Origin of the sequence: Paracoccus sp. ME4, from assembly GCF_046736325.1 — a bacterium.
Lineage (GTDB): Bacteria > Pseudomonadota > Alphaproteobacteria > Rhodobacterales > Rhodobacteraceae > Paracoccus.
The window spans coordinates 2360626-2384165 of sequence record NZ_CP151276.1 but is presented as its reverse complement, the minus strand read 5'-3'; the positions used below and the strand labels follow the sequence as shown (position 1 = coordinate 2384165).

The window sequence follows — 23540 nt, the reverse complement described above, 5'->3', positions numbered from 1 at the left end:
GAACGATCCCGCGAACTGGGCGTCTCAATCCGCAGGGCGTGTGGCGCTCTGAAGTTCGACTGCTCAAGCGACCACTGCTTCGCCGCTGGCCCAATCTGCCCGTCGTGGTGTCGGGAACGGCGCGGGGCAGCCGCGAGCCTGCGCACCCGGCCCATAGCGGCCCGACAGCGCCAGCCTGGCGCCGCCTTGCAGCATCCCCAGACCGGACATTCGCGCTTGGCGCGGCGAGATGGTCGGGTCACAGTCTGCTTTGCGGGACAAAGCTGCCGGTGAGCAATATCCTTCGAAACCATTGAAGTCGGTATAACTTTGGAGATTGAAGTATGAAATTTCGCCTTGCGCATGCCTCTGACGCACTGGCCCTTGCCGCTATTTCAATCGAGGTTTGGCTGGGGGCCTATATCCGGAAGGGCGTGAACGCGTTCTTCGCAGAATTTGCGCTGAGCGAGTTCACATCGCCCAAGCTTGCGGCTCTGCTAGAAGATCCAAACGAGTATGTAATCGTATCAGAAAACGAAGACGGCCTTGATGGGTTTATCCGCATTAGCCACGGCAAGCCAGCTCCTGTCGCAGGTTGCTCCACCATGGAGATATCGACCCTTTACGTCCAGCCGCGCCATCACGGCAGAGGACTTGGAAGGGCGCTGCTGGAACAAGGCTTGAACTACGCACTAGACACAGGTGCACCCTCGGTCTGGCTGACAACCAATTCCGAGAACGCCCCCGCCATCGCCTTCTATCTGAGGCAGGGCTTTGAAAAAGTTGGAACCACACACTTCCACATCCATGAACAAGCATACCTGAATGATGTGTTTAGACGTGTGATCTCCCCGTAGATAAAAGCGCTAGACTGTCCGCGAAGGGCTCTTCGCGTCGATCTGCGGCTAGGTGCAACAGGAGCGGTGCTGGGGCGGCCTCCGACCCGCGCTCCCGGCCCAAAGCAGCCGGTCGGCCTGTATCGTGCGCTGCCTTGCAGCTACCCCAAACCGGAAATTCGTGCTTGGCGCAGCGAGATCGACGGGTCACAGTCTGCTATGCGGGACGAAGCGGTCGTTGCCTGACCTGGCGCAGAGAGCATAGGCTGTTCCCAAATTCAGGGAGATAAGCAGAGTGAAACATGCCCTAGTTTTCGATTGCGAGTTTTTGACTGCCGAAGGTTCACCGTCGCGCTTCTGGTGCGGGCCATATGATCCAGATCCAGTTGTTGCTCAGATTGGCGCGGCAAAAATAGGTCTGGAGGAAGACTTTCCACTGCTGGACACCTTACGCCTGTACGTCATTCCCCGTGATCGACGTGGCCAGCAGTTCACCCTTGACCCATTTTTCACGAAGCTGACCGGTATTGCGGAAGACGACATCAAACAGGAAGGGCTATCCCTCAACGAAGCTCTTAAACGCACTAAGAATTTCGCTTCCGGCGCGCGGCTATGGTCGTGGGGGAAGGATGAATTCAATATGGTGGCGATCAGTTGCTATGTAGAGGGGCTGGCGCCACCCATTCCAGCTACGCAGTTCGGCAATGCTTGCGCCCTCTTATTGAAAGCAGGGATGCCATATGCAGATATCAAGAAGACGCGCAGCAACAGACTGGCCGACTACTTCAAGATCGAACATCCGCCGCTCCAAGGACATGATGCCTTGGATGATGCGCTCTCTGTTGCCTACGTCGTCCAGGCTCTTCTGCAGCGGGAAAAATTGAGGCCGTCGGATATGGCTTAATTCCAAAGCTTACTTGATCCATGTTCCGCTTAGGGTTCTCCATGCCGCTGCAGCTCGGTATCGGCAACGCGGGATATTGCAGCCGCTGTCTGCCTCGGCAAAGGTCACGACATGCCCTACCGTGCCGTCAAAATCCCTCTGTCTTGCGACGAGATGCGTGTGCGTCGGTGGAGCGACTACATGCTCATGCACATGCACGAAGTGTTCGAGGCGCTGCGACTGGAAGGGGTTCGGCACGAGGCATGGTATCTATGCCGGGGCGAACCGCTTTGCGTTATTGGAATCATGGACGTAGTTGATGCTTCCTTGTCCAGAAGCGTAGCGTCCAACTCGACTCTATCAGTGGATCAGGTGCATCGGGATTTTAAGCGTCACTGGGTTCGCTCTGGCATCACAACGGTACCATTCGATCCCGCCAACAATCAGCCTGTCGCAGCTTGCGAACTTCTTTTCGAGGCGCGGCTTTGACCGTCCGATAAGGGCTCTTCGCGCGCATGCCTCAATGCAACCTTGGCAGCGTCCCCGCGCAACAAACAGGACGCTCGCTGCATGCAGGGCCGTTCGAAGGCTTCACTCCCTGCTGCAGTGAGAGGCCTACGGGCAGACCGCATGGATTCGGATACTGCCCGCAGACAAGATCAGGACTCCGGTCAGTTGTCGAACTGCGCTGGCACACCCGTCCGCCAGCTTTCCCAGTCCGACACAATTGCATCTACGACAGGCGCGCCGACGAGGGTGATGTTGGCGACGGTTTCGGAAAAGCCACCCGCGGTTTCGCCAGGGGCGGGATCAAGATGCTGCTGCGTGGTCTCGTTTGGATTGCCCTGATCGAAATTCACAGCACCGCGCAGGCTGAGGATACGCTCTGTTCCGTGGGTGCGGTTGATGACCAGCGCCAAGGCCGCGGCTTCCATTTCCGTGATGAGATAATCGTCAGCGCCATACAGCTTCGCGATATACTGGGCTTCGTTCGATAGGCCCGGTCCGTGGAAGAAGGTATCGCCAGTCATGTGCGTGCCGGTCTTAACCGAAGGTGCCGCCTGCGCTGCTGCGTCGGGATACCGCATGCGGTAGGTCTGCGCCGACTCCGAGTCCTGAAGCGGGGCATCCTTCGAGAGATTGACGGCTGCGGCAACCAGGGCAGGGTTCATCTCGAAGAGACGATAGGCTTCGTAACCCTTGCGGGGAATGAATACCGGCGCGCCGGCCTCTCCCTCCTCGGGTGCCCAACGGTGGCCAAGATCATAGTCGACCAGCCACGTCGCCCAGCTCACGTCCGCGATGGTCCCGCGCGAAGGAGGAGTGCCTGCGACACCGGACAGCACGTAATAGGCCTCCGAGAAATCGAAGCGCGGATTCAAAAGGATCGCCTGCATCGACGCCGAAGAGTTGACCTTGCCCATCCCGAGGACCGAGCCGCATACGCCGTCATCATTGCAATGGACCCCCCGCATGGCGCCCGGCACATCCATGAGTTCCGCACCTTGCCAATACTTTTCGAACCAGTGCTGATACTCGCCCGCACGATCGCCTGTATTGTCACCGATCTCGAACATGGTGCCTATGAAGACCTTGACCTTCACCGGTTCGGCGGCAAGCGCGCCGTGAGGCGTCATGGCACCAAGGGCAGTCATGACGGCGGCATACTTTGCAAAGTTCAGCATTGTCACACTTCTGTTGTTTTGTTTTCTCTCGCGCACATCCGTCAAAATGCATGCATGGGCAACACTCAAGTCGCGGCTGCGCTGTGCGACGCGTTGATCGCACATATGAGCACTCGCCAATGCCTGTTTGCACATCAATAGACGCGCGCGACCGGCAGCTTCAGGCTCGTCGGAGCGAACTGCCCCAACGGTTCGGCCACTTCAGCTTCTTGGACTGAAGCGGTCATGGGGCGTTGACGTGTTGCATGACGAAAGCGACGCGCTCTTTAACCGAAGCCTTCGGGAGCTCGAACAGCTGGTATCCAAAGCGCGCGTAGGTATCCGCCATCACCCTCGCAGTGGCTTCGGCCTCCTGGCGATCCTGTTTGCGCTCGTCATCCTGCGTAAATATTGCGTCCCAGTAAGGGGCGATGAAGACCGTTTTGTTGTAGCGATACGCCTTGCCTGCGGTTTCGACATGCGCCGGCACCGGGAGTCCGCACAACGTCAGGTAGCCCACGACATCGACAATCCCCCTATCCAGGAAGACTGTTCCTCCCTGTGCTGTCGCTGCATGCCATGATCGGAGGTCCCATCCCAGCATGAGCTCGGCGAACATGGCCCTGTCCGCCCAAGGCAGGGCAGGGCCGCCGATCTGCATCTGGTCGCGTATGATCGCCCGTCCGGCCTCGGGCATGGATGGGAACCCTTTCGCATTCAGGGCATCAATGAGCGTGCTTTTCCCGGATCCGGGTCCTCCCGTCACGACGAACATGTGGTGACACATCTCGCTTTCCTGTCTCGCCAAGCAAAGAAACCATGTGGCCTTCCGATCAATCCAAATGACCACCGCGATACTCCTGCATCTGCATGCGGTTATATTGGCTTGAGGAATGTTCAGTCAGCGTCCTTGAGTAAATTCAGAACCGTTACAGGATCGACTTCGCCGTTGTAGGTGGCATCGATCTCGTAGCGCCGCAGCACATAGCCTCCGGCGGTTAGGTCCCAAATGCCCGAGGAACTGGCGTCGCCGATCCCCCTCCACACCTCTCGGGTGACGATCTGCCCAGTAGTCTCGTCGACCTCAGGATTGATCGACGTCATCGACGTCTTGTATCCCACGATATCGATGCGCTCCACTGGACCGACATAGGGGTCGTCCTTGTTCTCGGCGGTCTGCCTATAATGCACGTCCGGCACTGGAGACGCGAATGCGACAGGGCGCAGCCCGTCAGCTTCTGTATGTATCAGAAATGCCTGTCGCAAGTTGTAGGCGCCCAAGTCGCACGCAAATTCGTAGGTCGTTACGGTAATGTCACGCGAGGTATCTTCCACGACGAACTCGCGACGCGTCGGTGCCTGCCGGTCGTTCCTATAATGAAGACACTGATCTGGTCCATAAGCAGCCTCGAACATGGCGACTGCCCGAACATCGAGATCGTCCGCTGCGGCGGGCATGGCGGTGAGCAAGGCGATGACGAAAGGAGCTTCTATACGCATGGTCTCTCACGGTGTTTGCGAACCTGTCTCACGCGGCCCGTTTGCGTTCAGGATAGGGCATCCGGAAAGTAAGCAGGCCATCTTGCAACGTTCGCTGCAATTTTATCAACGCCGCTTCCGACAGGATGAGCATGTCTAGAGGGTCGTCGCAAATAACTATCAATTTCAGCAGTTTAAATGTTCCACTGACGCTGCTGGGCGACATTTAAGCCTCAATCTCGAATGACCAAAAAGTGCTCTTCGTGTTAAACTGTCGCCCTAAGCGATAGAACGCTAGTGCGGGAGGCTGCAATCGGCGCACTCGGCCCAGACCTGCCGGTCGGCTGCATCGGATGCTGCGTTGACGTTGCCCCCAACTTTTATCCAGCGTGAGCGAGACTCCGGGGCTGAGTTTTGCCTGTTGGGGCGGTTTGGGCAACGGGGGCTGGCGCGGAGCTTTGCGGGTTGCGCAGCGTCAGGCCCCGTTGCGGGGCGAAGGTCTGGGCGAACTCGGCGGGGGTCTGCCAGCCGAGGCGGGAATGGGGGCGTTCGGTGTTGTAGTCGGTGCGCCAGGCGGCCCGCCTAACGCGGGCATGGTGCAGGGACGGGAACAGGGTCTCGTTCAACAGCTCATCGCGCAGGCGGCCGTTGAAGCTTTCGATGAAGGCATTCTGGGTCGGCTTTCCGGGCGCGATATAGTGCCAGTCAACCTTGCGATCATCCACAAACTTCAGGATCGCGTTCGAGGTGAACTCGGTCCCATTATCGCTGACAATCGTCTGAGGCTTACCGCGGCTGTCAAACAGCGTCGCCATTTCCCGCGCCACCCGTGCGCCCGAAAGCGAAGTGTCGGCGATGAGCATGAGGCATTCGCGGGTGCAGTCATCGACCACGGTCAAGATCCTGAACCGACGACCATCCGTCAGTTGGTCCGAAACAAAATCCAGTGACCAACGCTGGTTTGGCATCAGGGGCAGCACCATCGGAGCCCGTGTGCCCATAGCCCGCTTTCGCCCACCGCGACGGCGCACATGCAACTGTTCTTCGCGGTAGATGCGGAACAGGCGCTTATGATTGACCTGATGGCCCTCGCGCCGCAGGAACACATGCAGCCGACGACACCGGAGCCGCCGCCCTGTTGGGCAGTCTGCCCTCTGCCGAATGGCTGATTGCGGATAGAGGGTATGATGCAGACTGGTTCCGGGAAGCGTTGAAAGACAAGGGGATACGCCCCTGCATCCTAGGCCGGAAGTCACGCAGCAGGGCTGTTCGATACGACAAGCGCCGCTACAAGCGCCGCAACCGCATCGAGATCATGTTCGGTGGGCTGAAGGACTGGCGCCGTGTAGCAACCCGCTATGACAGGTGCGCCAAGACCTTCCTGTCCGCCATCGCCCTCGCCACAACCGTCATGTTCTGGCTTTGACAATCAATGAGTCTGGAGCCTAGACCGGAGCGGCGGCGCTTCTGGAGAGTCTGCCGCAGACCGACCGGTTCCTGGCGGACCGGGGCTATGATGCTGACTGGTTGCGAAAAGCGTTGCAGCACAGAGAGTCAAAAACCTGCATTCCCGGCCTGCAATACCGCAAGAAAACCGCGAAATACGACAAGCGCCGCCATAAACGCCGCAATCGCATCGAGATCATGTTCGGTCGCCTGAAGGAGTGGAGACGTGCTGCCATGCGTTACGACGGGTGTCCGGAGACATACCTCTCCGCAATCGCATTGGCTGCCACCGTTATGTTCTGGCTGTGATCAAGAACGAGTCCTGACCCTACGGGGTCCGGCTTGGTGTTGACCCAGACCGGCCGGCGCGCAGGATCCTTGGCGACGCAGGTGCATTCCTGCGCGATCTCGGCCCAGGTTTCCCGAGGCGAATAGAGCGGTGACAAGTGGAACCCTGCGGGGCGTCGATCGCCCAGCGCGGTTTGACGCCATTCGCCAGCGGCCAGCAGGCCGGGCTTGTCATGCTCATGATGTACGCCGCCGCAGGCATCGCAGATGAGATGGGCAGCATCGCGCTGCCCCTTGGGCCGACGGATGCGAGCCCAGGTGATCGGGGCCATGTCGCCGTAATGCTGGAAGGGAACATGGGAATGCCGCTTGTCGCTGTCGAGGAAGGCCGCCTCGGTGCGGAAATGGCCTTTCCGTGTCGGGGTGGCCACAATGTCGATCTTGCGCCGGACTTTGGAACGTGGTGGTGCGCCAGATCGACGAGATCGCGCTCGCCCTCGATTTATGCCGGGCCGGTGCTGGCGCGGGCCAGGAGTTCGACGTCCAGCATTGTTGTGCCGTCGACGGTCTCGCCGCGCATGCGGGACAGCAGGACCTCGGCCGCGCGGCGTCCGAGGCGGGCGCGGTGCTGGCGGATCGTGGTCAGCGCGGGCAGGCAGTAGGCCGACATCTCGATGTTGTCGAAGCCCATCACCGAAATCTCGCCGGGAACGTCCAGCCCCGCGCGGATCAGGCCGGTGATCAGGCCGATCGCCATCTCGTCGTTGTCGCAGAAGACGGCGGTGGGGCGGTCCTTGAGCGCCAGGATGCGGGCAGCGGCCGCATGTCCCGAGGCGATGCTGAAATCGCCCGTCATCTCGGGGCTGTCGGCCGCGTCCAGCCCTGCCTCGGCCAGGCCGTCCAGGAACCCCCGGCGGCGGTCGATGGTCAGCGTGTTGGCCTCCGGCCCGGTCAGGTGCAGGATCCGGCGATGGCCAAGCCCGGTCAGATGCCGTGCAGCCAGCCGCCCTCCGGCCGCGTTGTCGGCCAGCACGCGGGGGGCCTGCAGCGCCTCGTTCCATTCGCAGGCCTGCACCACCGGCGGGCAGCCCGGCGCGGCGAACAGCGCCGGATCCAGGCTGCCGTCCAGCACGATCACCCCGTCGGAGCGCGAGCGGCTGAGATAGGATGCCAGCGCAGTCCGCGCCGGTTGGTGCGGCACGGCCGTCGTGTCGACCACCAGCAGGCTGAGACCCTCGCGGCGCAGCACGTCCGAGATGCCCGACAGGATCTCGGAGAAGAACGGATTGGCCAGCTTGGGCACCAGGGCCAGGACGCCCCCGACCTGCTGCTGACGCAGGTTCCGGGCGGTCAGGTTCACGGTGTAGCCGGTGGCCGCGATGGCGGTCTCGACCGCCTCGCGGGTGGCCTGCGCGACGATGCCGGGATTCGAGATGACCCGGCTGACCGTCGCGACCGACACGCCCGCAAGCTGGGCGACGTCGTGGATTCGGGGCGGTCGGATCGGGTTCGTCACGGAATTTCCTTTGGGATCATGCCCATGCAATAACGCATGACAGCCTCTTGTAAACCTTTTCAATCTGTGTTTTCAATTCATGAAACCGATTACATTCGGTTCCTGCACTGGGGAGCGGGTGGGGAGGAGACATTCGATGAAGACCATGCGGGGCCCCGGCCTGTTTCTTGCGCAGTTCGTGGGCGACACGGCGCCGTTCGACGGCTGGGACGCGATCACGGCTTGGGCCGCCGAACGCGGTTATCTGGGGGTGCAGGTTCCGTCCGGCGCGGCGCAGCTGATGGATCTGGAGCAGGCGGCGTCATCACGCGGCTATGCCGAGGATCTGGCGGGCGCCGCCGCCGCGAACGGCGTGACCATCACCGAACTGTCGGCGCATGTGCAGGGCCAGCTGGTCGCGGTGCATCCGGCCTATGATGCGCTGTTCGACGGCTTCGCCCCCGCAGGCCTGCGCGGCAATCCCGCGGCGCGCCAGGAATGGGCGGTCGATCAGGTCCGCAAGACCATCGACGCCTCGGCCAATCTAGGTTTGGACCGGATGGCCGCGTTCTCGGGCGCGCTGGCCTGGCCCTATCTCTATCCTTGGCCGCAGCGCCCGGCGGGTCTGGTCGCGGCGGCGTTCGATGAGCTGGCGGCGCGCTGGCGCCCGATCCTGGATCATGCCGACAGCCGCGGCGTCGACATCTGCTTCGAGATCCATCCCGGAGAGGACCTGCATGACGGGGTCAGCTTCGAGATGTTCCTGGACCGGGTCGATCAGCACCCGCGCGCCCGCATGCTCTACGATCCGTCGCATTACGTCCTGCAGCAGCTGGACTACCTCGACAACATCGACATCTATGCCGAGCGGATCGGCATGTTCCACGTCAAGGACGCCGAGTTCAATCCGACCGGGCGGCAGGGGGTCTATGGCGGCTATCAGCCCTGGGTTCAGCGTGCGGGCCGGTTCCGCAGCCCCGGCGACGGGCAGGTGGATTTCGGCGCGGTCTTCTCTCGGCTGACGGCGCACGGCTTCGACGGCTGGGCGGTGGTCGAGTGGGAATGCGCGCTGAAGCACCCCGAGGACGGCGCGCGCGAGGGCGCGGCCTTCGTGCGCGACCACATCATCCGCGTGACCGACCACGCCTTCGACGATTTCGCGGGGGCGGGCACCGACGATGCCGCCAACCGGCGCATGCTGGGGCTGGACCGATGAGCGCGCGGCATGAACCCATCCGCCTGGGCATGGTCGGCGGCGGCGCAGGGGCGATGATCGGCAACGTGCATCGCATCGCCGCGCGCCTGGACGGGCAGTTTGCGCTGCTGGCGGGCGCGCTGTCGTCTGACGCCGCGCGCGCGCAGGCCAGCGCCGATGCGGCGGGCATCGCGCGCAGCTATGCCGATTACGCGGAGATGGCCGTGGCCGAGGCGGCGCGTCCGGACGGGATCGAGGCCGTCGCGATCTGCACCCCGAACCATCTGCATTTCCCCGTGGCGCGCGCCTTCCTGGAGGCGGGCATCCACGTCATCTGCGACAAGCCGATGACCGCGACGCTGGAGGAGGCGCATGCCTTGGCGCGCATTGCGGAGGCAAGCGACGCGCTCTTCGTGCTGACGCACAACTATTCGGCCTATCCGATGATCCGCGAGGCGCGGGCGCTGATCGCGCGCGGCGATCTGGGTGCGATCCGCCTTGTGCAGGTGGAATACGCCCAGGACTGGCTGACCGAGGTCAGCGGCAGCAAGCAGGCCGAATGGCGCGGCGACCCGGCGCGGGCCGGCGCCGGGGGCGCGATCGGCGACATCGGCACGCATGCCTTCCAGCTGGCGCGGTTCGTGACGGGGATGCGGCCCTCGCATCTGGCGGCCGATCTGTCCAGCTTCGTGCCGGGGCGGCGGCTGGACGACAATGCGCATGTGCTGCTGCGCTATGAGGGCGGGGCCAAGGGCATGCTCTGGGCCTCGCAGGTGGCGCCGGGCGGCGAGAACGGGCTGCGGCTGCGCGTCTTCGGCGCCAAGGGCGGCATCGAATGGCACCACGAGGCCCCCGAGACGCTGTGGTTCACGCCCTTCGGCGAACCTGCGCGCAAGCTGCGCCGGGGCGGTCCGGGGACGCTGACCGGGGATGCGGGCAGCCGCGTGCCCGCCGGCCATCCCGAGGGCTATCTTGAGGGGTTCGCGAACCTCTATGCCGAGGCCGCCCGCGCGATCCGCGCGCGGCAGGCTGGACGCCCGCTGCCCGAGGACCTCTGCCTGCCCGGCATCGCCGACGGGATCGAGGGGCTGTCCTTCATCGACGCCTGCATCCGGTCGAACGCGGCGGGAACGGCCTTCGTGGAGGTGATGGCATGAGCGCGCCGATCCTGGCCCTGACCGGGGTCACCAAGTCCTTCGGCCCCATCGAGGTGCTGCACGGCGTCGATTTCGCCCTGCGCCCCGGCGAGGTCCATGCCCTGATCGGAGAGAACGGCGCGGGCAAGTCCACGACGATGAAGATCCTCGCGGGCTATCTGGACCCCACGGCCGGCGAGGTCACCTTCGAGGGGCGGCCCGCGCGGTTCTCGGGTTCGGACGAGGCCGAGGCGCGGGGGATCATCATGATCCACCAGGAGTTCAACCTGGCCGAACATCTGAGCGTCGATCAGAACGTCTTTCTGGGCCGCGAGTTGCGGCGGGGCTTCCTGCTGGACCATCGGGCGATGCGCGCGCGCACGGCCGAGCTGCTGGCCCGGCTGGACTGCCGCGCCGATCCCGGCGAGCGGGTGTCGCGCCTGTCGGTCCCCGACAAGCAGATGGTCGAGATCGCCAAGGCCCTGTCGCGCCAGGCGCGCGTGCTGATCATGGACGAGCCGACCGCCGTGCTGACCGAGAAGGAGACCGAGGTCCTGTTCGCCCAGATCGAGCGCCTGCGCGACGAGGGCGTGGCGATCCTCTACACCTCGCACAAGCTGGGCGAGGTCAAGCGCATCGCGGACCGCGTCACCGTGCTGCGCGACGGGGTGATGGTGCGGTCCGACCGGACCGCCGACGTGACCGAGGACGACATGGCGACCGCCATGGTCGGGCGCGAGCTGTCGGACCTCTATCCCGCCAAGGCCGGACGCGGGGCCGAGCCGATCCTGGAGGTGCGGGGCCTTTCGGTGCCCGGCGTGGTCGAGGACGCGGACCTGACCCTGCATCGGGGCGAGGTGCTGGGCATCGGCGGTCTGGTCGGTTCGGGCCGCACGGAACTGGCCGAGGCCATCGCCGGACTGCGCCCCCGCGAGGGCCAGGTGCGCCTCAAGGGACTGGACCTGCCTGCGGGCGAGGTGGCGCAGGCGGTGCACGCGGGGCTGGTCTATCTGACCGAGGACCGCAAGGGCGCCGGGCTGCTTCTGGAGAAGTCGCTGCGCGAGAACCTGACCCTGGGCCAGCTGTCGCGCTTCGGCCGCCCGCTGATCGACCGGGGCCGCGAGGAGGCCGCCCTCGACAAGGCCATCGCCGATTTCGCCATCAAGGCGCCCGAGCGCGGCATGGCCGTGGGCAACCTGTCGGGCGGCAACCAGCAGAAGCTGCTTCTGGCCAAGACGCTCCTGTCGGACCCCGAGGTCGTCATCATCGACGAGCCGACCCGCGGCATCGACATCGGCACCAAGCAGCAGATCTACACCCTGATCGCCGCCCTGGCCGCGGAGGGGCGCAGCATCATCGTGATCTCCTCCGAGATGCCCGAGCTGATCGGCCTCGCGGGGCGGGTGATCGTCATGCATGCCGGCCGCATCGCCGGGGAACTGTCGGGCGACGCGGTGACCGAACGCGGCATCGTGCGCCTGGCCATGGGACTTGAAGGACAAGGAGAGACCGCGGCATGAGCGTGGCAACGACCAAATCGCACAGCCCCCGCAGCCGCGGCGGCCTTGTGGCCAACCTGCCGGTCATCGCACCCATCGTGGCGCTGATCGTGCTGGTCCTGATCGGCATGGCGCTGAACCCGAACTTCCTCAGCTATGCCAACATCACCAACGTGCTGGCGCGCTCGGCCTTCATCGGCATCATCGCGATCGGCATGACCTTCGTCATCACCGCGGGCGGGCTGGACCTCTCGGTGGGCTCGATGGCAGCCTTCGTCGCGGGGCTGATGATCCTGGTGATGAACCAGCTGACCGGCAGCATGGGGACCGGGCTGCCCGTCATCCTGCTGGGCGTGGGGCTTGCGCTGGCGACCGGGCTGATCGCGGGGCTGATCAACGGCGTACTGATCACGCGGGCGGGCATCGAGGCCTTCATCCTGACGCTGGGGACCATGGGCATCTATCGCAGCCTGATCACCTGGCTTGCCGACGGGGGCACGCTGTCGCTGGGCTACGAGATGCAGGAGCTGTACCGCCCCGTCTATTACGGCGGCATCCTGGGAATCAGCTGGCCGATCCTGGTCTTCGCGCTGCTGGCGGTGGTCGGAGAGATCACCATGCGCCACACCGCCTTCGGCCGGCACTGCGCCGCCATCGGCTCGAACGAGAAGGTCGCGCGCTATTCGGCGGTCGCCGTCGCGCGCGTCAAACTGGCCACCTATGTGCTGCTGGGCCTGTCGGTGGGCATCGCGGTCGTGATGTACGTCCCGCGCCTGGGGTCGGCATCCGCCACGACGGGCCTGCTGTGGGAGCTGGAGGCCATCGCCGCGGTCATCATCGGCGGCACGCTGCTGAAGGGCGGCTTCGGGCGCGTCTGGGGCACGGTAGTGGGGGTGCTGATCCTGTCGCTGATCGGCAACCTGCTGAACCTGACCGACTTCGTCAGCCCCTACCTGAACGGGGCCATCCAGGGCGTCGTCATCATCCTTGCCGTCGTGCTGCAACGCAATACCGGCGCGGCACGCTGATTTTTCACCTGTGGGAGGAGTAACCACCATGAGAAAGACCCTGATTGCCACCACCGCGCTGCTGGGCCTGACGGCCGTCCCGGCGCTGTCGCAGACCATCGGCGTGTCCATCCCCGCCGCGACCCACGGCTGGGCGGGCGCCCTGAACTTTCACGCCGAGCGCACCATCGAGCGGCTGTCGGAGGCCAATCCCGACCTGGACTTCGTGCTGACGACGACCTCGGGTCCGGGCCAGCAGGTGTCGGACCTGGAGGACATGGTGGCGACGCGCGGCATTGACGCGCTGGTCGTGCTGCCCTTCGAATCCGAACCGCTGACCGGTCCGATCCAGCGCATCGCCGAAAGCGGCGTCTGGGTCACGGTCGTGGATCGCGGCCTGGCGCAGGAGGGGATCGAGAACCTCTATGTCGCGGGCGACAACGACAGCTTCGGGCGCACGGCGGGCCAGTATTTCGCCGACACGCTGGACGAGGGCGCCAAGGTCGTGGTGATGCGCGGCATCGCCTCGACCGTCGACAACGAGCGCGTCGCGGGCTTCGAGGCCGCGCTGGAAGGCTCGGGCATCGAGGTGCTGGCCATGGATCACGGCAACTGGAACCGCGACACGGCCTTCGGCCTGATGCAGGACTGGCTGTCGCGCTTCCCCGAGATCGACGCGGTCTGGGCGGCCGATGACGACATGGCCGTGGGCGCGCTGGCCGCCATCGACCAGGCCGGACGCACCGATGAGATGTTCGTCGTCGGCGGCGCGGGCATGAAGGAGATGGTCCAGCGCATCCAGAACAGCGATCCGACCGTGCCGGTGAACGTGACCTATCCGCCCTCGATGATCTCGACCGCGATCGAGATGACGGCGCTGGGCCTGACCTCGGGCGCGCCGATGACCGGCGAGTTCATCATCGCCTCCGAGCTGATCACCCCCGACAACGCCGAGGACTTCTACTTCGAGGACAGCCCCTACTGAGGGGCCGCGCGGCGCGGGGGTGATCCCGCGCCGCATCCGACCCGGAGGAGGGTCGGTCCGCCCCGCTGTGTAATCGGTTTCATATGGGCGACCGGGGCATTCTGCATCAAGGGAGGAGACCATGACCGATTTGTCGGATCGACCGGCTGCGGCCCTGTCACGGCGCGGCCTGTTCCAGGGCGCCGGGGCAATGGCCCTGGGCGTCACGCTGGCAGGCACCGCCACCGCGCAGCAGGCGGCGCCCGCGCTGAAGGGCACCATCAATCATTCCGTCGCGCGCTGGACCTTCGGCGACATGGCGCTGGACGATCTGTGCCTGCTGGCTCGCGAGGTGGGCCTGGGCGCGATCGACCTGTGCGGGCCGGATGACTGGCCGGTTCTGGCGCGGCACGGGCTGGCCAGCTCCATGTGCAACGGCGCCGAGATCAGCCTGGAGGACGGCTGGGCGGACCCCGCCAACCACGACCGTCTGACCGAAAGCTATCTGCGCCACATCGACCTGGTCGCGGCGGCGGGCCACACCAACCTGATCCTGTTCAGCGGCAACCGCCGCGGCATGAGCGACGCGGAGGGGCTGGAGAACTGCGCGCTCGGCCTGACGCGCATCCTGCCCGCAGCCGAGGCCGCAGGGGTCGTGCTGCACATGGAGCTGCTGAACAGCCGCGTGAACCATCCCGACTATCTCTGCGACCGCAGCGCCTGGGGCGTGGCGCTGTGCGAGCGGCTGAACAGCCCCGGCTTCAGGCTGCTCTACGACATCTATCACATGCAGATCATGGAAGGGGACGTGATCCGCACGATCACCGATCACCACCCGTGGTTCGGCCATTACCACACTGCGGGCAATCCCGGCCGCAACGAACCCGACGACCGGCAGGAGCTGAACTATCCCGCGATCTGCCGCGCGATCCGCGACACCGGCTTTCAGGGCTGGATCGCGCAGGAATTCATCCCCCTCGACCCGCAGACCGGGCCGCGATCGCTGCGCGACGCGGTGCTGACCTGCGACGTCTGACCCCGCCACGAGCATCACCGGAAGAAGGAAACGCCAGATGGCAGAGAACATGCATTACGACGCGATCGTCGTCGGATCGGGCATCAGCGGCGGCTGGGCCGCCAAGGAGCTGACCGAGCGGGGCCTGAAGGTCCTGATGCTGGAGCGCGGCCGCAACATCGAGCATCTGTCCGATTACGTGAACGCCGAGAAGGAGGCCTGGGACTATCCCCATCGCGGCACCGCCACGGTGCAGATGGAGGAGAACTATCCCGTCCTGTCGCGCGATTATCCGCTGAACGAGCAGACCTTCGGCATGTGGGCCAACGAGCAGGACAGCCCCTATGTCGAGGCCAAGCGCTTCGACTGGTTCCGGGGCTATCACGTCGGCGGGCGCAGCCTGATGTGGGGGCGGCAGACCTATCGCCTGTCGGATACCGACTTCACCGCCAACGAACGCGAGGGCATCGCGACCGACTGGCCGATCCGCTATGCCGACATCGCGCCCTGGTACGATCATGTCGAGCGCTTCGCTGGCATCTCCGGCACCGCCGAGGGGCTGGACATCCTGCCCGACGGGCAGTTCCTGCCGCCCATTCCGCTGAACATCGTCGAGAAGGACGTGGCCGCCCGGCTGCGCAACGCCTTCGGCGGCAAGCGCTATCTGATCAACGCGCGCGTGGCGAACATCACCGAGGCCAAGCCGGAACAAAACCGCGTCGCCTGTCAGTATCGCAACAAGTGCTGGCTGGGCTGTCCCTACGGCGCCTATTTCAGCACCCAGTCCGCGACGCTGCCAGCGGCGATGGCCACGGGCAACCTGACGCTGCGGCCGTTCTCGATCGTGAAGGAGGTCCTCTACGACAATGACCGCAAGCGCGCGCGGGGCGTCGAGATCATCGATGCCGAGACGAACCTGACCTATGAATACACCGCCGACGTGGTGTTCCTGAACGCCTCCAGCTTCAATTCGACCTGGGTGCTGATGAACTCGGCCACCGATGTCTGGGAAGGCGGCCTGGGGTCGTCGTCGGGCGAGCTGGGCCACAACGTCATGGACCACCATTTCCGCGTCGGTGCCGAGGGCCGGGTCGAGGGGTTCGATGACAAGTACTATTTCGGGCGCCGTCCGGCGGGCTTCTACATCCCGCGTTTCCGCAACATCGACGGCGAGGAGCGGCCCTATACCCGCGGCTTCGGCTATCAGGGTTCGGCCAGCCGCCAGGGATGGCAGCGCGACATCGCCGAACTGAACATCGGTGCGGACCTGAAGCAGGCCCTGTCGACGCCGGGCAACTGGACCATCGGCATGACCGGTTTCGGCGAGATGCTGCCCTATCACGACAACGCCATCTCGCTGGATCGCGGGACGACGGACAAGTGGGGCCTTCCGGTCCTGTCGGTCAGCGTGGACCTGCGCGAGAACGAGATGCGCATGCGCGAGGACATGAAGCAGGACGCGGTCGAGATCCTGGAGGCCGCGGGCGTCGTCGACGTCAAGCCGGTCGATCGCGACTATGCCCCCGGCATGGGCATCCACGAGATGGGCACGGCGCGCATGGGCCGCGACCCCGCGACCTCGGTGCTGAACGGCGACAACCAGGTCTGGGATGCGCCGAACGTCTATGTGACGGACGGGGCCTGCATGACCTCGGCCAGCTGCGTGAACCCGTCGCTGACCTACATGGCGCTGACCGCGCGTGCGGCGGATCACGCCGTCAAAGCCCTCAAGAACGGAGATCTGTGATGAACCGTCGCAACCTTCTGGCGATGATCGCCGCCCTGACCGGCACGGCCATGATCGGTGCGGGCCGGGTCATGGCCTATGTCCCGACCGAGACGGGGCGCAACCTCTTCACCCCCGAGGATGCGGCCTTCCTGGACGAGGTGGCCGAGACGATCATCCCCGCCACCGACACGCCGGGCGCCAAGGATGCGGGCGTGGGCGCCTTCATGACCCAGTTCGTCAGCGACTGCTATGACGCCGAGGAGCAGGCCGCCTTCCGCGACAGCATCGAGACGCTGAAGGCCGAGGCGCAGTCCCGCCATGGCGCGGCCTTCGAGACGCTGGAGCCCGAGCAGCGCCGGGAGATGCTGCAGGACGCGATGGTCGCGGCCGCGGCGCAGGCCGTCATCGTGAACGCCGCCAAGGAGGAGGCCCGCCTGCAGGCGCGCAACGTCCAGCCCTCGGCCGATACCGCGGCCTCGGCCGAGGCCGAGGTCGCGCTGCCGGCGCTGCACTGGTTCACGCCGTTCCAGCAGCTGACGCTTCTGGGTTTCTTCACCTCCGAGATCGGGGCGACGCAGGTGCTGCGCTACGAGCCCGTGCCGGGCGAGTATATCGGCGACCTGGATTACGACGGCGGCCCGGCCTGGGCGACCTGATCGACGCATCGGCCCCGGCATGACCGGGGCCGCCTTCCTTCTGCAGAGGACATTGCCATGAGACTGATGACATCGATGGCCGCGCTCTTGGCGCTGGCCGCCCCCGCCCTGGCCCAGGAGGCCGCCGAGCTCACCCGCGAGGAACGCCAGGCCCAGTCCCGCGTGACCGAGATCGCGGGCCCCGAGCCGCGCCTGGTCCAGACCACCGAGGGCCAGCCGCCGTCGGACGCGGTCGTGCTGTTCGACGGGACGAACCTGGACGGGTGGGAATCCGTGAACGGCGGTCCGGCCGAATGGATCGTCGAGGATGGCGCGATGCGTGTCGCGCGCGGGTCGGGCGACATCCGCACCACGGAAAGCTTCTGCGACGTGCAGCTGCATGTCGAATGGCGCTCTCCGCCGAACGACGAGGGGCATGACAGCCAGGACCGCGGCAACAGCGGCATCTTCCTGCAGAGCCGCTACGAGGTGCAGGTCCTCGACAGCCATGAGAACCCGACCTATGCGAACGGGCAGGCGGGATCGATCTACAAGCAGCACCTGCCGCTGGTGAACGCCTCGCGCGCGCCCGAGGAATGGCAGAGCTACGACATCATCTTCCAGGCGCCGGTCTTCTCGGATGAAGGCGCGCTGCGCCGTCCTGCCCATGTCACCGTGCTGCACAATGGGGTCGTGGTGCAGAACCACGCGCAGATCCAGGGGGCGACCGAATGGATCGGCTATCCGGCCTATGAGGCGCATGACTGCGCGCCGATCCAGCTGCAGGACCACGACGCGGATGTCAGCTTCCGCAACATCTGGGTGCGCCCGATGTGATCCCGGCCCCACGGGGCGCAACGAAAAGGGGCCGCGCGGATCGCGCGGCCCCTTCTGCATCGCCGGTGGCGCTCAGCGCGTCACGGTGTCGGGCAGGTTCTGGGTCAGGAAGGTGGCACCGGTCGTCACGACCTGGGCGGCGTCGATCGGCTGGTCATGCTCGATGATGTACCAGTCCGCGCCGGCCGCCTCCGCGGCGGGCAGGATCGCGGCCCAGTCCAGCACGCCCTCGCCCAGGGCCTTGAAGCCGCGCTCGTCCTCGGCCTCGCCCTCGGGGGCGTTGTCCTTGGCGTGGATGGCGAACAGGCGGCCGTCGAAGCGGGACATGTACTCGACCGGGTCCAGACCACCACGGGCGACCCAGGCCAGGTCCAGCTCGGCCATCACGTCCTCGCCCGCGGCCTCCATCATGATCTCCAGCGCGGTGCGGCCGTCGAACTCGACCATCTCGAAGGCGTGGTTGTGATAGGCCAGCGTCATGTCCGCCGCTTGGACGGTCTCGCTCAGCCCCGCCAGTTCCTCGCCCAGGGCGGTCCATCCGGCGGCATCGGTGGGCCGCTCCTCCTCGGGCAGGAAGGGCACCGTGATCACGTCGTTGCCGATGGCCTTGTTGAAGTCGATCACCGCCTGCGGATCGGTGCGCAGATCGGCCAGCTGAGCATGGGTCGAGATCGCCTCGATGCCGTATTCGTCCAGCAGCGCCTTCAGCGCCTCCGCCTCCACGTCCTGCGTGCCCACGGTCTCGACCGCGGTGACGCCTGCCGCCTGCACGGCCGCCAGACGCTCTTCCAGCGTGCCGAAATCGCGCAGCGTGTAGAGCTGCACCGCGATCGGCAGGTCGGCGGCCTTGCGGTCCTCCTGCGCCAGGGCGGGAACGGCCAGCGCGGCCAGCAGGGCGGGGGCCAGCGTCAGGCCGGTGAAATATCGGGTCATGTCTCTCTCCCATGGACGCCCTCCCGATGAGGGCAGGTCCCGATGTAATGGATTTCATGCATCATGAAAAGGATTACATTCGCAGGAGGAGCCGTGGTTTCCAGGGACGATGCGCCGGTGCCCGGGCGGGTGCGCTACCCCGCGCCCTTCGGCGCGGGGTGACGTCCTTACGGAATCAGATCTTGTCGCGTCCGGTCGCCACGATGCAGATCAGCGAGATCACGGCTGCGGCCAGCAGATAGTATCCGACCTGCGCCATGCCATAGTTCATCTGCAGCCAGGTCGCCGCATAGGGGGCCAGCGAGGCGCCGAAGATGCCGGCGAAGTTGAAGGTCAGCGACGACCCGGTATAGCGCACCTGCGCCGGGAAGGGCGCGGCCAGCGCGGCGCCGATGACGCCGTAGGTCAGACCCATCAGAACCAGGCTGATCGTGACGAACAGATAGATGCTGGCCTCGTTCTCGGCGCTGCCCTGCATCAGCTGCCCGAAGGACAGCGCGAAGGCGCCGATCAGGACCGTCACCACGATCAGGAAGCCGTAGCGTCCGGTGCGGTCGGCGATCTTGCCCGCAAAGGGGATCGTCAGACCGAAGACGACCGACCCGTAGATCTGGATCAGCAGCGCGTCCGTGAACGGGATCTGCAGCACCTTGACGTTGTAGGACAGCAGCCACGCGGTCGCGAGATAGAACAGCACGAAGGTCGCCAGCGCCGCGAAGGTGCCCAGCAGCACGCTGAGCTTGTGGTTGCGGAACAGCTCGGCCAGGGGGACCGAGACGCGCTTGTCCTTCTTCACCGCCTCGGCGAATTCCGGGGTCTCGGTGATGGACAGCCGGACCCACAGGCCGATGCCGATCAGCAGGATCGACGACAGGAACGGCAGGCGCCAGCCCCAGGCCAGCAGCTGATCCTGGGTGATGAAGTGCAGCAGCACCCAGAAGAAGCCCGACGACAGCAGCAGGCCCAGGGGCGCGCCCAGCTGCGGGAACATCCCGTACCAGCTGCGCTTGCCTTCGGGCGCGTTCTCGGTCGCCAGCAGGACCGCACCGCCCCATTCGCCGCCCAGGCCGAAGCCCTGCCCGAACCGGCACAGCGCCAGCAGCAGCGGCGCCCAGACCCCGATCTGCGCGTGCGTCGGCAGCAGGCCGATGGTGACGGTGGACACGCCCATCGTCAGCAGCGCCGCGACCAGCGTGGCCTTGCGCCCGATGCGGTCGCCGTAATGGCCGAAGACGATCGCCCCCAGGGGCCGCGCGAAGAACGCGATCGAGAAGGTGGCGAAGGAGGCCAGCAGCGCCGTGGTCGGATCGGAGCCCGGAAAGAACAGCGTCGGGAACACCAGGACGGCCGCGGTCGCATAGATGTAGAAGTCGAAGAACTCGATCGTCGTGCCGATGACGCTGGCCGTCAGGACCTGGGCGGGCGAATTGGTCGGGGCCGCACGGGTGCGTGCGGCGGATGGTCGGGTGGTGGTCATGGAGGATCCATAGGGCGCTGGAGGGCAGGGGATGTGACCCCCGTGCGGTATGGCCGGCGCTGATGATGCAGCCCTGATGCGTCGGCCTGAACGGGGGAAGATCGTCGGATGGCCGCTCCGTCCGGAACGGTCGGTGACGGCTTAACCCGCCGACCGGCGGTGTCAAGTTTCCGCGTGCCCGCGCGGGCCGGGGCGCGCGTTTCGCGCATCTGCATGGATCGTCGGAGGATTAATGGTGGAGCCAAGGGGAGTCGAACCCCTGACCTCTTGAATGCCATTCAAGCGCTCTACCAACTGAGCTATGGCCCCACCGTGAGGTCCGCGAAGCGCTTCAGCGCCGCCGCGTGTGGGGTCTATATGGGCGGGCGCCGCGGGGCGCAAGCGGAAAAAGAACGTCTCCGGTCAGATTTTTCGCGACCCCGGGAAAACCCCCGCCCGGCCACGAAAAAGGCCGCGCCCCGGGGGGTGCGGCCTTGAGGGGATCAGTCCTCCTCGTCTCCGGCGACATCGGCGATGTCGTCCAGCGACACGTCGCCGTCGTCATCGTCCTCCTCCAGCAGATCGTCGTCGATCTCGCCGGCGTCGTCGGCGATGTCCTCCTCGTCGTCGACCAGATCGTCGTCATCGGTCGCGGCGGCGGTCTTCTCGGTCACCAGGGTCTTGCCGCGGCCGTCGGTCAGGCTGTCCAGGCTGAACGTGTTGCCGCAGGCCGGACAGGTCATCGGGTCGGCCTTGAGGTCGTAGAACCGGGTCGCGCAATGCGGGCACAGGCGTTTGGTGCCCCATTCCTCTTTGGGCATGGTATTCTCCTTCAGCCGCGATTAGGGGAAATCGGGCGATCCCCTGCCACAGCGGCCAGAGGGTGTCAAAGGCTTTATCTGGCAGGCCGGGGCGGGCATGGCAAGCGGCGATCAGCGGATCATCCTGGATGAGGGGCTTGCGGTGCGCCTGCGCCGGTCGGGCCGGGCGCGGCGCATGACGCTGCGGGTGCCGCGCGACGGCTCGGGTCCGGTGCTGACGCTGCCCCCGCATGTGCCCCTGTCGGAAGGCCGCGATTTCGCGCAGTCGCGCCGCGACTGGCTGCAGGCCGCCATGGGCCGGGTGCCGGAACGGCGCGTGGCGGCCCTCGGCGCGGCCCTGCCGGTCGAGGGGCGCGCGCTGATCCTGACGCCCGCGCCCGTGCGCCGCGTGACGCCCGAGGCCCATGCGCTGCTGATCCCCGAGGGCTGGCCCGCGGGCACGGTGGCCGCCGCCTGGCTGCGGCAGCTGGCCATGACGCGGCTGCGCGCGGCCTGCGACCGCCATGCGGCGCGGCTGGGCCGGCCCTATCGGGCCATCGTGCTGCGCGACACGCGCTCGCGCTGGGGCAGCTGCACGCATGACGGGCGGCTGATGTTCAGCTGGCGTCTGATCATGGCACCGCCGCCGGTCCTCGACTATGTCGCGGCGCATGAGGTCGCGCATCTGGCGCATATGGATCATTCGCCCCGCTTCTGGGCGCAGGTCGCGGCGCTGATGCCGGATCACGCGCCGCACCGGGCCTGGCTGCGCGCGCAGGGCGGCGATCTGATGCTGTGGCGGTTCGGCGATTGACGGGCGCGCGATTCGTGATCACACCTTCCCCATGAGCCCGACCGATCCCACCGCGCATGAGCGCCTCTATCGCACCCTGCGCAGCCAGATCATGCTGGGCGAGCTGCCGCCCGGCCGGGCGCTGACCCTGCGCGGGATCGCGCGCGACCACCACCTGTCGATGACGCCCGCGCGCGAGGCCGTGCGGCGGCTGGTGGCCGAGGGTGCGCTGACCCTGTCGGCCTCGGGCCGCGTCGCCACGCCCGCCCTGTCGGACGACCGGATCGAGGAGCTGGCCGCCCTGCGCGCGCTGATCGAGCCCGAGCTGGCCGCCCGCGCCCTGCCGCGGGCGCATTTCGCGCTGATCGACCGGCTGGCGGTGATGAACGGGCGCATCGCCGATGCGGTCGAACGCCATGATGCGGTGGGCTATATCCGCTGCAACCTGGACTTTCACCGGATGCTGTATCTGCGCGCTCAGGCACCGGCCATGCTGGCCATGCTGGAGACGATCTGGCTGCAGCTGGGGCCGACCATGCGCGCGCTTTACGGCCGGGTGCGGCGGAACGAGCCGCCGCGGCATCACCGCATGATCCTGGCCGCGCTGCGGGCAGGGGACGAGCCCGCGCTGCGGCTGGCGGTGCGGGCGGACGTGACCCACGGCCTGCGGCACCTGACCTCCACCGAAGGGGGCTGACGGCAATTTGACTTGGCGCGGCCGCGGTGCCGGGCATCATGGCCCGGTGCCAGAGGAGACGCCGCCATGATCGACCGCCGTCAATTGCTGCAACGCCTGGCCATCGCCGCGCCGTCGGTCCTGGGCGTGGGCGCCGTCCTGCCCGCGCTGGCCGACGAGGCCCGCGCCGCGCGTCTGATCGCCGCGACTGTCTGTCAGCTGACCCCGGAGACGACCGAGGGGCCGTTCTATTTCGACCCGCGCCTGATGCGCGCCGACATCCGCGAGGGGCGGCCCGGCTATCCGCTGGCGCTGCGGCTGCAGGTGGTGGACGCGGCCTGCCGGCCGATCGAGGGGGCGCGCATCGACATCTGGCATTGCGACGCGCAGGGCAACTACAGCGGCTATGCCGGGCAGGAGCAGGGCGACCAGCGCGGCGAGACCTTCCTGCGCGGCACGCAGATGACCAACCAGGCCGGGCGGGCGGCCTTCCGCACGATCTGGCCAGGCTGGTATCGCGGTCGCACCGCGCATGTGCATTTCAAGGTGCTGCTGGGGGAACGCGACCTGCTGACCGGGCAGATCTTCTTTCCCGACCGCTTCAGCCGGGCGGTCTTCGACCAGCTGCCCGACTATGCCCGCGACAGCACGCGGGGGCGGATCTTCAACGACCGCGACGGCATCGCGCGCCGCGCGGGGCAGGGCGCCTATGCCGAGGTCACGCAGGTCGAGGGCGGGTTCGACGCGGCCATGGTCATCGGCCTGTCCGACGACCGCGCCGCGCTGCTCTAGGTG

The 23540-nt window shown here is 66.0% G+C and carries 22 protein-coding genes, 1 tRNA gene and 3 pseudogenes; 16 read left to right on the top strand and 10 right to left on the bottom strand.

The genetic code is table 11. The annotated features are described in order from the left end of the window. The first annotated feature begins 323 nt into the window (after window positions 1–323). Together AACG61_RS12135 and AACG61_RS12130 are read left to right on the top strand one after the other, a co-directional pair. Complete coding sequence (locus tag AACG61_RS12135; RefSeq protein WP_411837386.1) at window positions 324–836, top strand: N-acetyltransferase family protein; 513 nt, start codon at window positions 324–326, stop codon at window positions 834–836. A 274-nt stretch (window positions 837–1110) separates the two neighbouring features. After that, window positions 1111–1719, top strand: a complete 609-nt coding sequence (locus tag AACG61_RS12130; RefSeq protein WP_411837385.1) for an exonuclease — start codon at window positions 1111–1113, stop codon at window positions 1717–1719. A gap of 650 nt (window positions 1720–2369) precedes the next feature. Here the strand turns inward: AACG61_RS12130 and AACG61_RS12125 are convergent. The 4 genes and pseudogenes from AACG61_RS12125 to AACG61_RS12110 form a co-directional block, all read right to left on the bottom strand. Next, on the bottom strand, window positions 2370–3488 hold the full coding sequence (locus tag AACG61_RS12125) for a purine-nucleoside phosphorylase (RefSeq protein ID WP_411837384.1): 1119 nt from the start codon (window positions 3486–3488) through the stop codon (window positions 2370–2372). Window positions 3489–3606: 118 nt separating this feature from the next. Then, window positions 3607–4149, bottom strand: a complete 543-nt coding sequence (locus AACG61_RS12120) for an AAA family ATPase (RefSeq protein ID WP_411837383.1) — start codon at window positions 4147–4149, stop codon at window positions 3607–3609. 110 nt (window positions 4150–4259) lie between these two features. Beyond that, complete coding sequence (locus AACG61_RS12115) at window positions 4260–4862, bottom strand: hypothetical protein (RefSeq protein ID WP_411837382.1); 603 nt, start codon at window positions 4860–4862, stop codon at window positions 4260–4262. Window positions 4863–5221: 359 nt separating this feature from the next. Continuing rightward, window positions 5222–6001, bottom strand: a pseudogene (locus AACG61_RS12110) (IS3 family transposase); the annotation flags it as partial. Between AACG61_RS12110 and AACG61_RS12105 the strand changes: the two are divergent. Together AACG61_RS12105 and AACG61_RS12100 are read left to right on the top strand one after the other, a co-directional pair. After that, window positions 5953–6267, top strand: a pseudogene (locus tag AACG61_RS12105) (transposase); the annotation flags it as partial. The pseudogenes AACG61_RS12110 and AACG61_RS12105 sit on opposite strands and share 49 nt — an antisense overlap. A gap of 23 nt (window positions 6268–6290) precedes the next feature. After that, window positions 6291–6596 (top strand): annotated as a pseudogene (locus tag AACG61_RS12100) (transposase); the annotation flags it as partial. Here AACG61_RS12100 and AACG61_RS12095 read toward each other — a convergent pair. Both AACG61_RS12095 and AACG61_RS12090 read right to left on the bottom strand, forming a co-directional pair. Continuing rightward, window positions 6527–7006, bottom strand: coding sequence for a phage terminase large subunit family protein (locus AACG61_RS12095; protein WP_411837381.1), 480 nt, complete (start codon window positions 7004–7006; stop codon window positions 6527–6529). The pseudogene AACG61_RS12100 and the gene AACG61_RS12095 overlap by 70 nt on opposite strands. Window positions 7007–7077: 71 nt before the next feature. Beyond that, window positions 7078–8091, bottom strand: a complete 1014-nt coding sequence (locus AACG61_RS12090) for a LacI family DNA-binding transcriptional regulator (RefSeq protein ID WP_411837380.1) — start codon at window positions 8089–8091, stop codon at window positions 7078–7080. Between the two features lie 136 nt (window positions 8092–8227). Here AACG61_RS12090 and AACG61_RS12085 point away from each other — a divergent pair, with 136 nt between their 5' ends. From AACG61_RS12085 to AACG61_RS12045, 9 genes are all read left to right on the top strand, one after another. After that, window positions 8228–9286 (top strand): sugar phosphate isomerase/epimerase family protein, encoded by a 1059-nt coding sequence (locus AACG61_RS12085; protein ID WP_411837379.1) that lies wholly within the window; start codon window positions 8228–8230, stop codon window positions 9284–9286. Next, window positions 9283–10422 (top strand): Gfo/Idh/MocA family protein, encoded by a 1140-nt coding sequence (locus tag AACG61_RS12080; protein ID WP_411837378.1) that lies wholly within the window; start codon window positions 9283–9285, stop codon window positions 10420–10422. Before AACG61_RS12085 ends, AACG61_RS12080 begins: the two co-directional genes overlap by 4 nt. After that, the gene (locus AACG61_RS12075) at window positions 10419–11921 is read left to right on the top strand and encodes a sugar ABC transporter ATP-binding protein (protein WP_411837377.1); all 1503 of its coding nucleotides are present in this window, start codon (window positions 10419–10421) and stop codon (window positions 11919–11921) included. Before AACG61_RS12080 ends, AACG61_RS12075 begins: the two co-directional genes overlap by 4 nt. Beyond that, a complete protein-coding gene (locus AACG61_RS12070; RefSeq protein ID WP_411837376.1) occupies window positions 11918–12928 on the top strand; it encodes an ABC transporter permease in 1011 nt (336 codons plus the stop codon). Before AACG61_RS12075 ends, AACG61_RS12070 begins: the two co-directional genes overlap by 4 nt. 28 nt (window positions 12929–12956) lie before the next feature. Continuing rightward, window positions 12957–13892 carry an ABC transporter substrate-binding protein gene (locus AACG61_RS12065; protein ID WP_411837375.1) on the top strand — a complete coding sequence of 312 codons (936 nt, stop codon included), beginning with the start codon at window positions 12957–12959 and terminating at the stop codon, window positions 13890–13892. Between the two features lie 121 nt (window positions 13893–14013). Further along, window positions 14014–14907 carry a hydroxypyruvate isomerase family protein gene (locus AACG61_RS12060; RefSeq protein WP_411837374.1) on the top strand — a complete coding sequence of 298 codons (894 nt, stop codon included), beginning with the start codon at window positions 14014–14016 and terminating at the stop codon, window positions 14905–14907. 37 nt (window positions 14908–14944) lie between these two features. Beyond that, entirely contained in the window at window positions 14945–16633 is a 1689-nt protein-coding gene (locus AACG61_RS12055) for a GMC oxidoreductase (protein WP_411837373.1), read from the top strand. Beyond that, on the top strand, window positions 16633–17271 hold the full coding sequence (locus tag AACG61_RS12050; RefSeq protein ID WP_411837372.1) for a gluconate 2-dehydrogenase subunit 3 family protein: 639 nt from the start codon (window positions 16633–16635) through the stop codon (window positions 17269–17271). Before AACG61_RS12055 ends, AACG61_RS12050 begins: the two co-directional genes overlap by 1 nt. Before the next feature lie 57 nt (window positions 17272–17328). Further along, a complete protein-coding gene (locus AACG61_RS12045) occupies window positions 17329–18087 on the top strand; it encodes a DUF1080 domain-containing protein (protein ID WP_411837371.1) in 759 nt (252 codons plus the stop codon). A 72-nt stretch (window positions 18088–18159) separates the two neighbouring features. Here the strand turns inward: AACG61_RS12045 and AACG61_RS12040 are convergent, their stop codons facing one another. From AACG61_RS12040 to AACG61_RS12025, 4 genes are all read right to left on the bottom strand, one after another. Next, window positions 18160–19020: a sugar phosphate isomerase/epimerase family protein gene (locus tag AACG61_RS12040; RefSeq protein WP_411837370.1), complete on the bottom strand. Its 861-nt coding sequence runs from the start codon at window positions 19018–19020 to the stop codon at window positions 18160–18162. Window positions 19021–19195: 175 nt separating this feature from the next. Further along, window positions 19196–20497, bottom strand: a complete 1302-nt coding sequence (locus tag AACG61_RS12035) for an MFS transporter (RefSeq protein WP_411837369.1) — start codon at window positions 20495–20497, stop codon at window positions 19196–19198. A gap of 233 nt (window positions 20498–20730) precedes the next feature. Then, a tRNA-Ala gene (locus AACG61_RS12030) sits at window positions 20731–20806 on the bottom strand. 173 nt (window positions 20807–20979) lie between these two features. Next, window positions 20980–21297 carry a TIGR02300 family protein gene (locus AACG61_RS12025; RefSeq protein ID WP_411837368.1) on the bottom strand — a complete coding sequence of 106 codons (318 nt, stop codon included), beginning with the start codon at window positions 21295–21297 and terminating at the stop codon, window positions 20980–20982. A 97-nt stretch (window positions 21298–21394) separates the two neighbouring features. Between AACG61_RS12025 and AACG61_RS12020 the strand changes: the two genes are divergently transcribed. The 3 genes from AACG61_RS12020 (at window position 21395) to AACG61_RS12010 (ending at window position 23537) form a co-directional block, all read left to right on the top strand. Next, window positions 21395–22090: a M48 family metallopeptidase gene (locus AACG61_RS12020; RefSeq protein WP_411837367.1), complete on the top strand. Its 696-nt coding sequence runs from the start codon at window positions 21395–21397 to the stop codon at window positions 22088–22090. Window positions 22091–22121: 31 nt separating this feature from the next. After that, entirely contained in the window at window positions 22122–22766 is a 645-nt protein-coding gene (locus AACG61_RS12015) for a GntR family transcriptional regulator (protein WP_411837366.1), read from the top strand. A gap of 66 nt (window positions 22767–22832) precedes the next feature. Beyond that, window positions 22833–23537 (top strand): intradiol ring-cleavage dioxygenase, encoded by a 705-nt coding sequence (locus AACG61_RS12010; RefSeq protein ID WP_411837365.1) that lies wholly within the window; start codon window positions 22833–22835, stop codon window positions 23535–23537. Window positions 23538–23540: the final 3 nt, after the last annotated feature.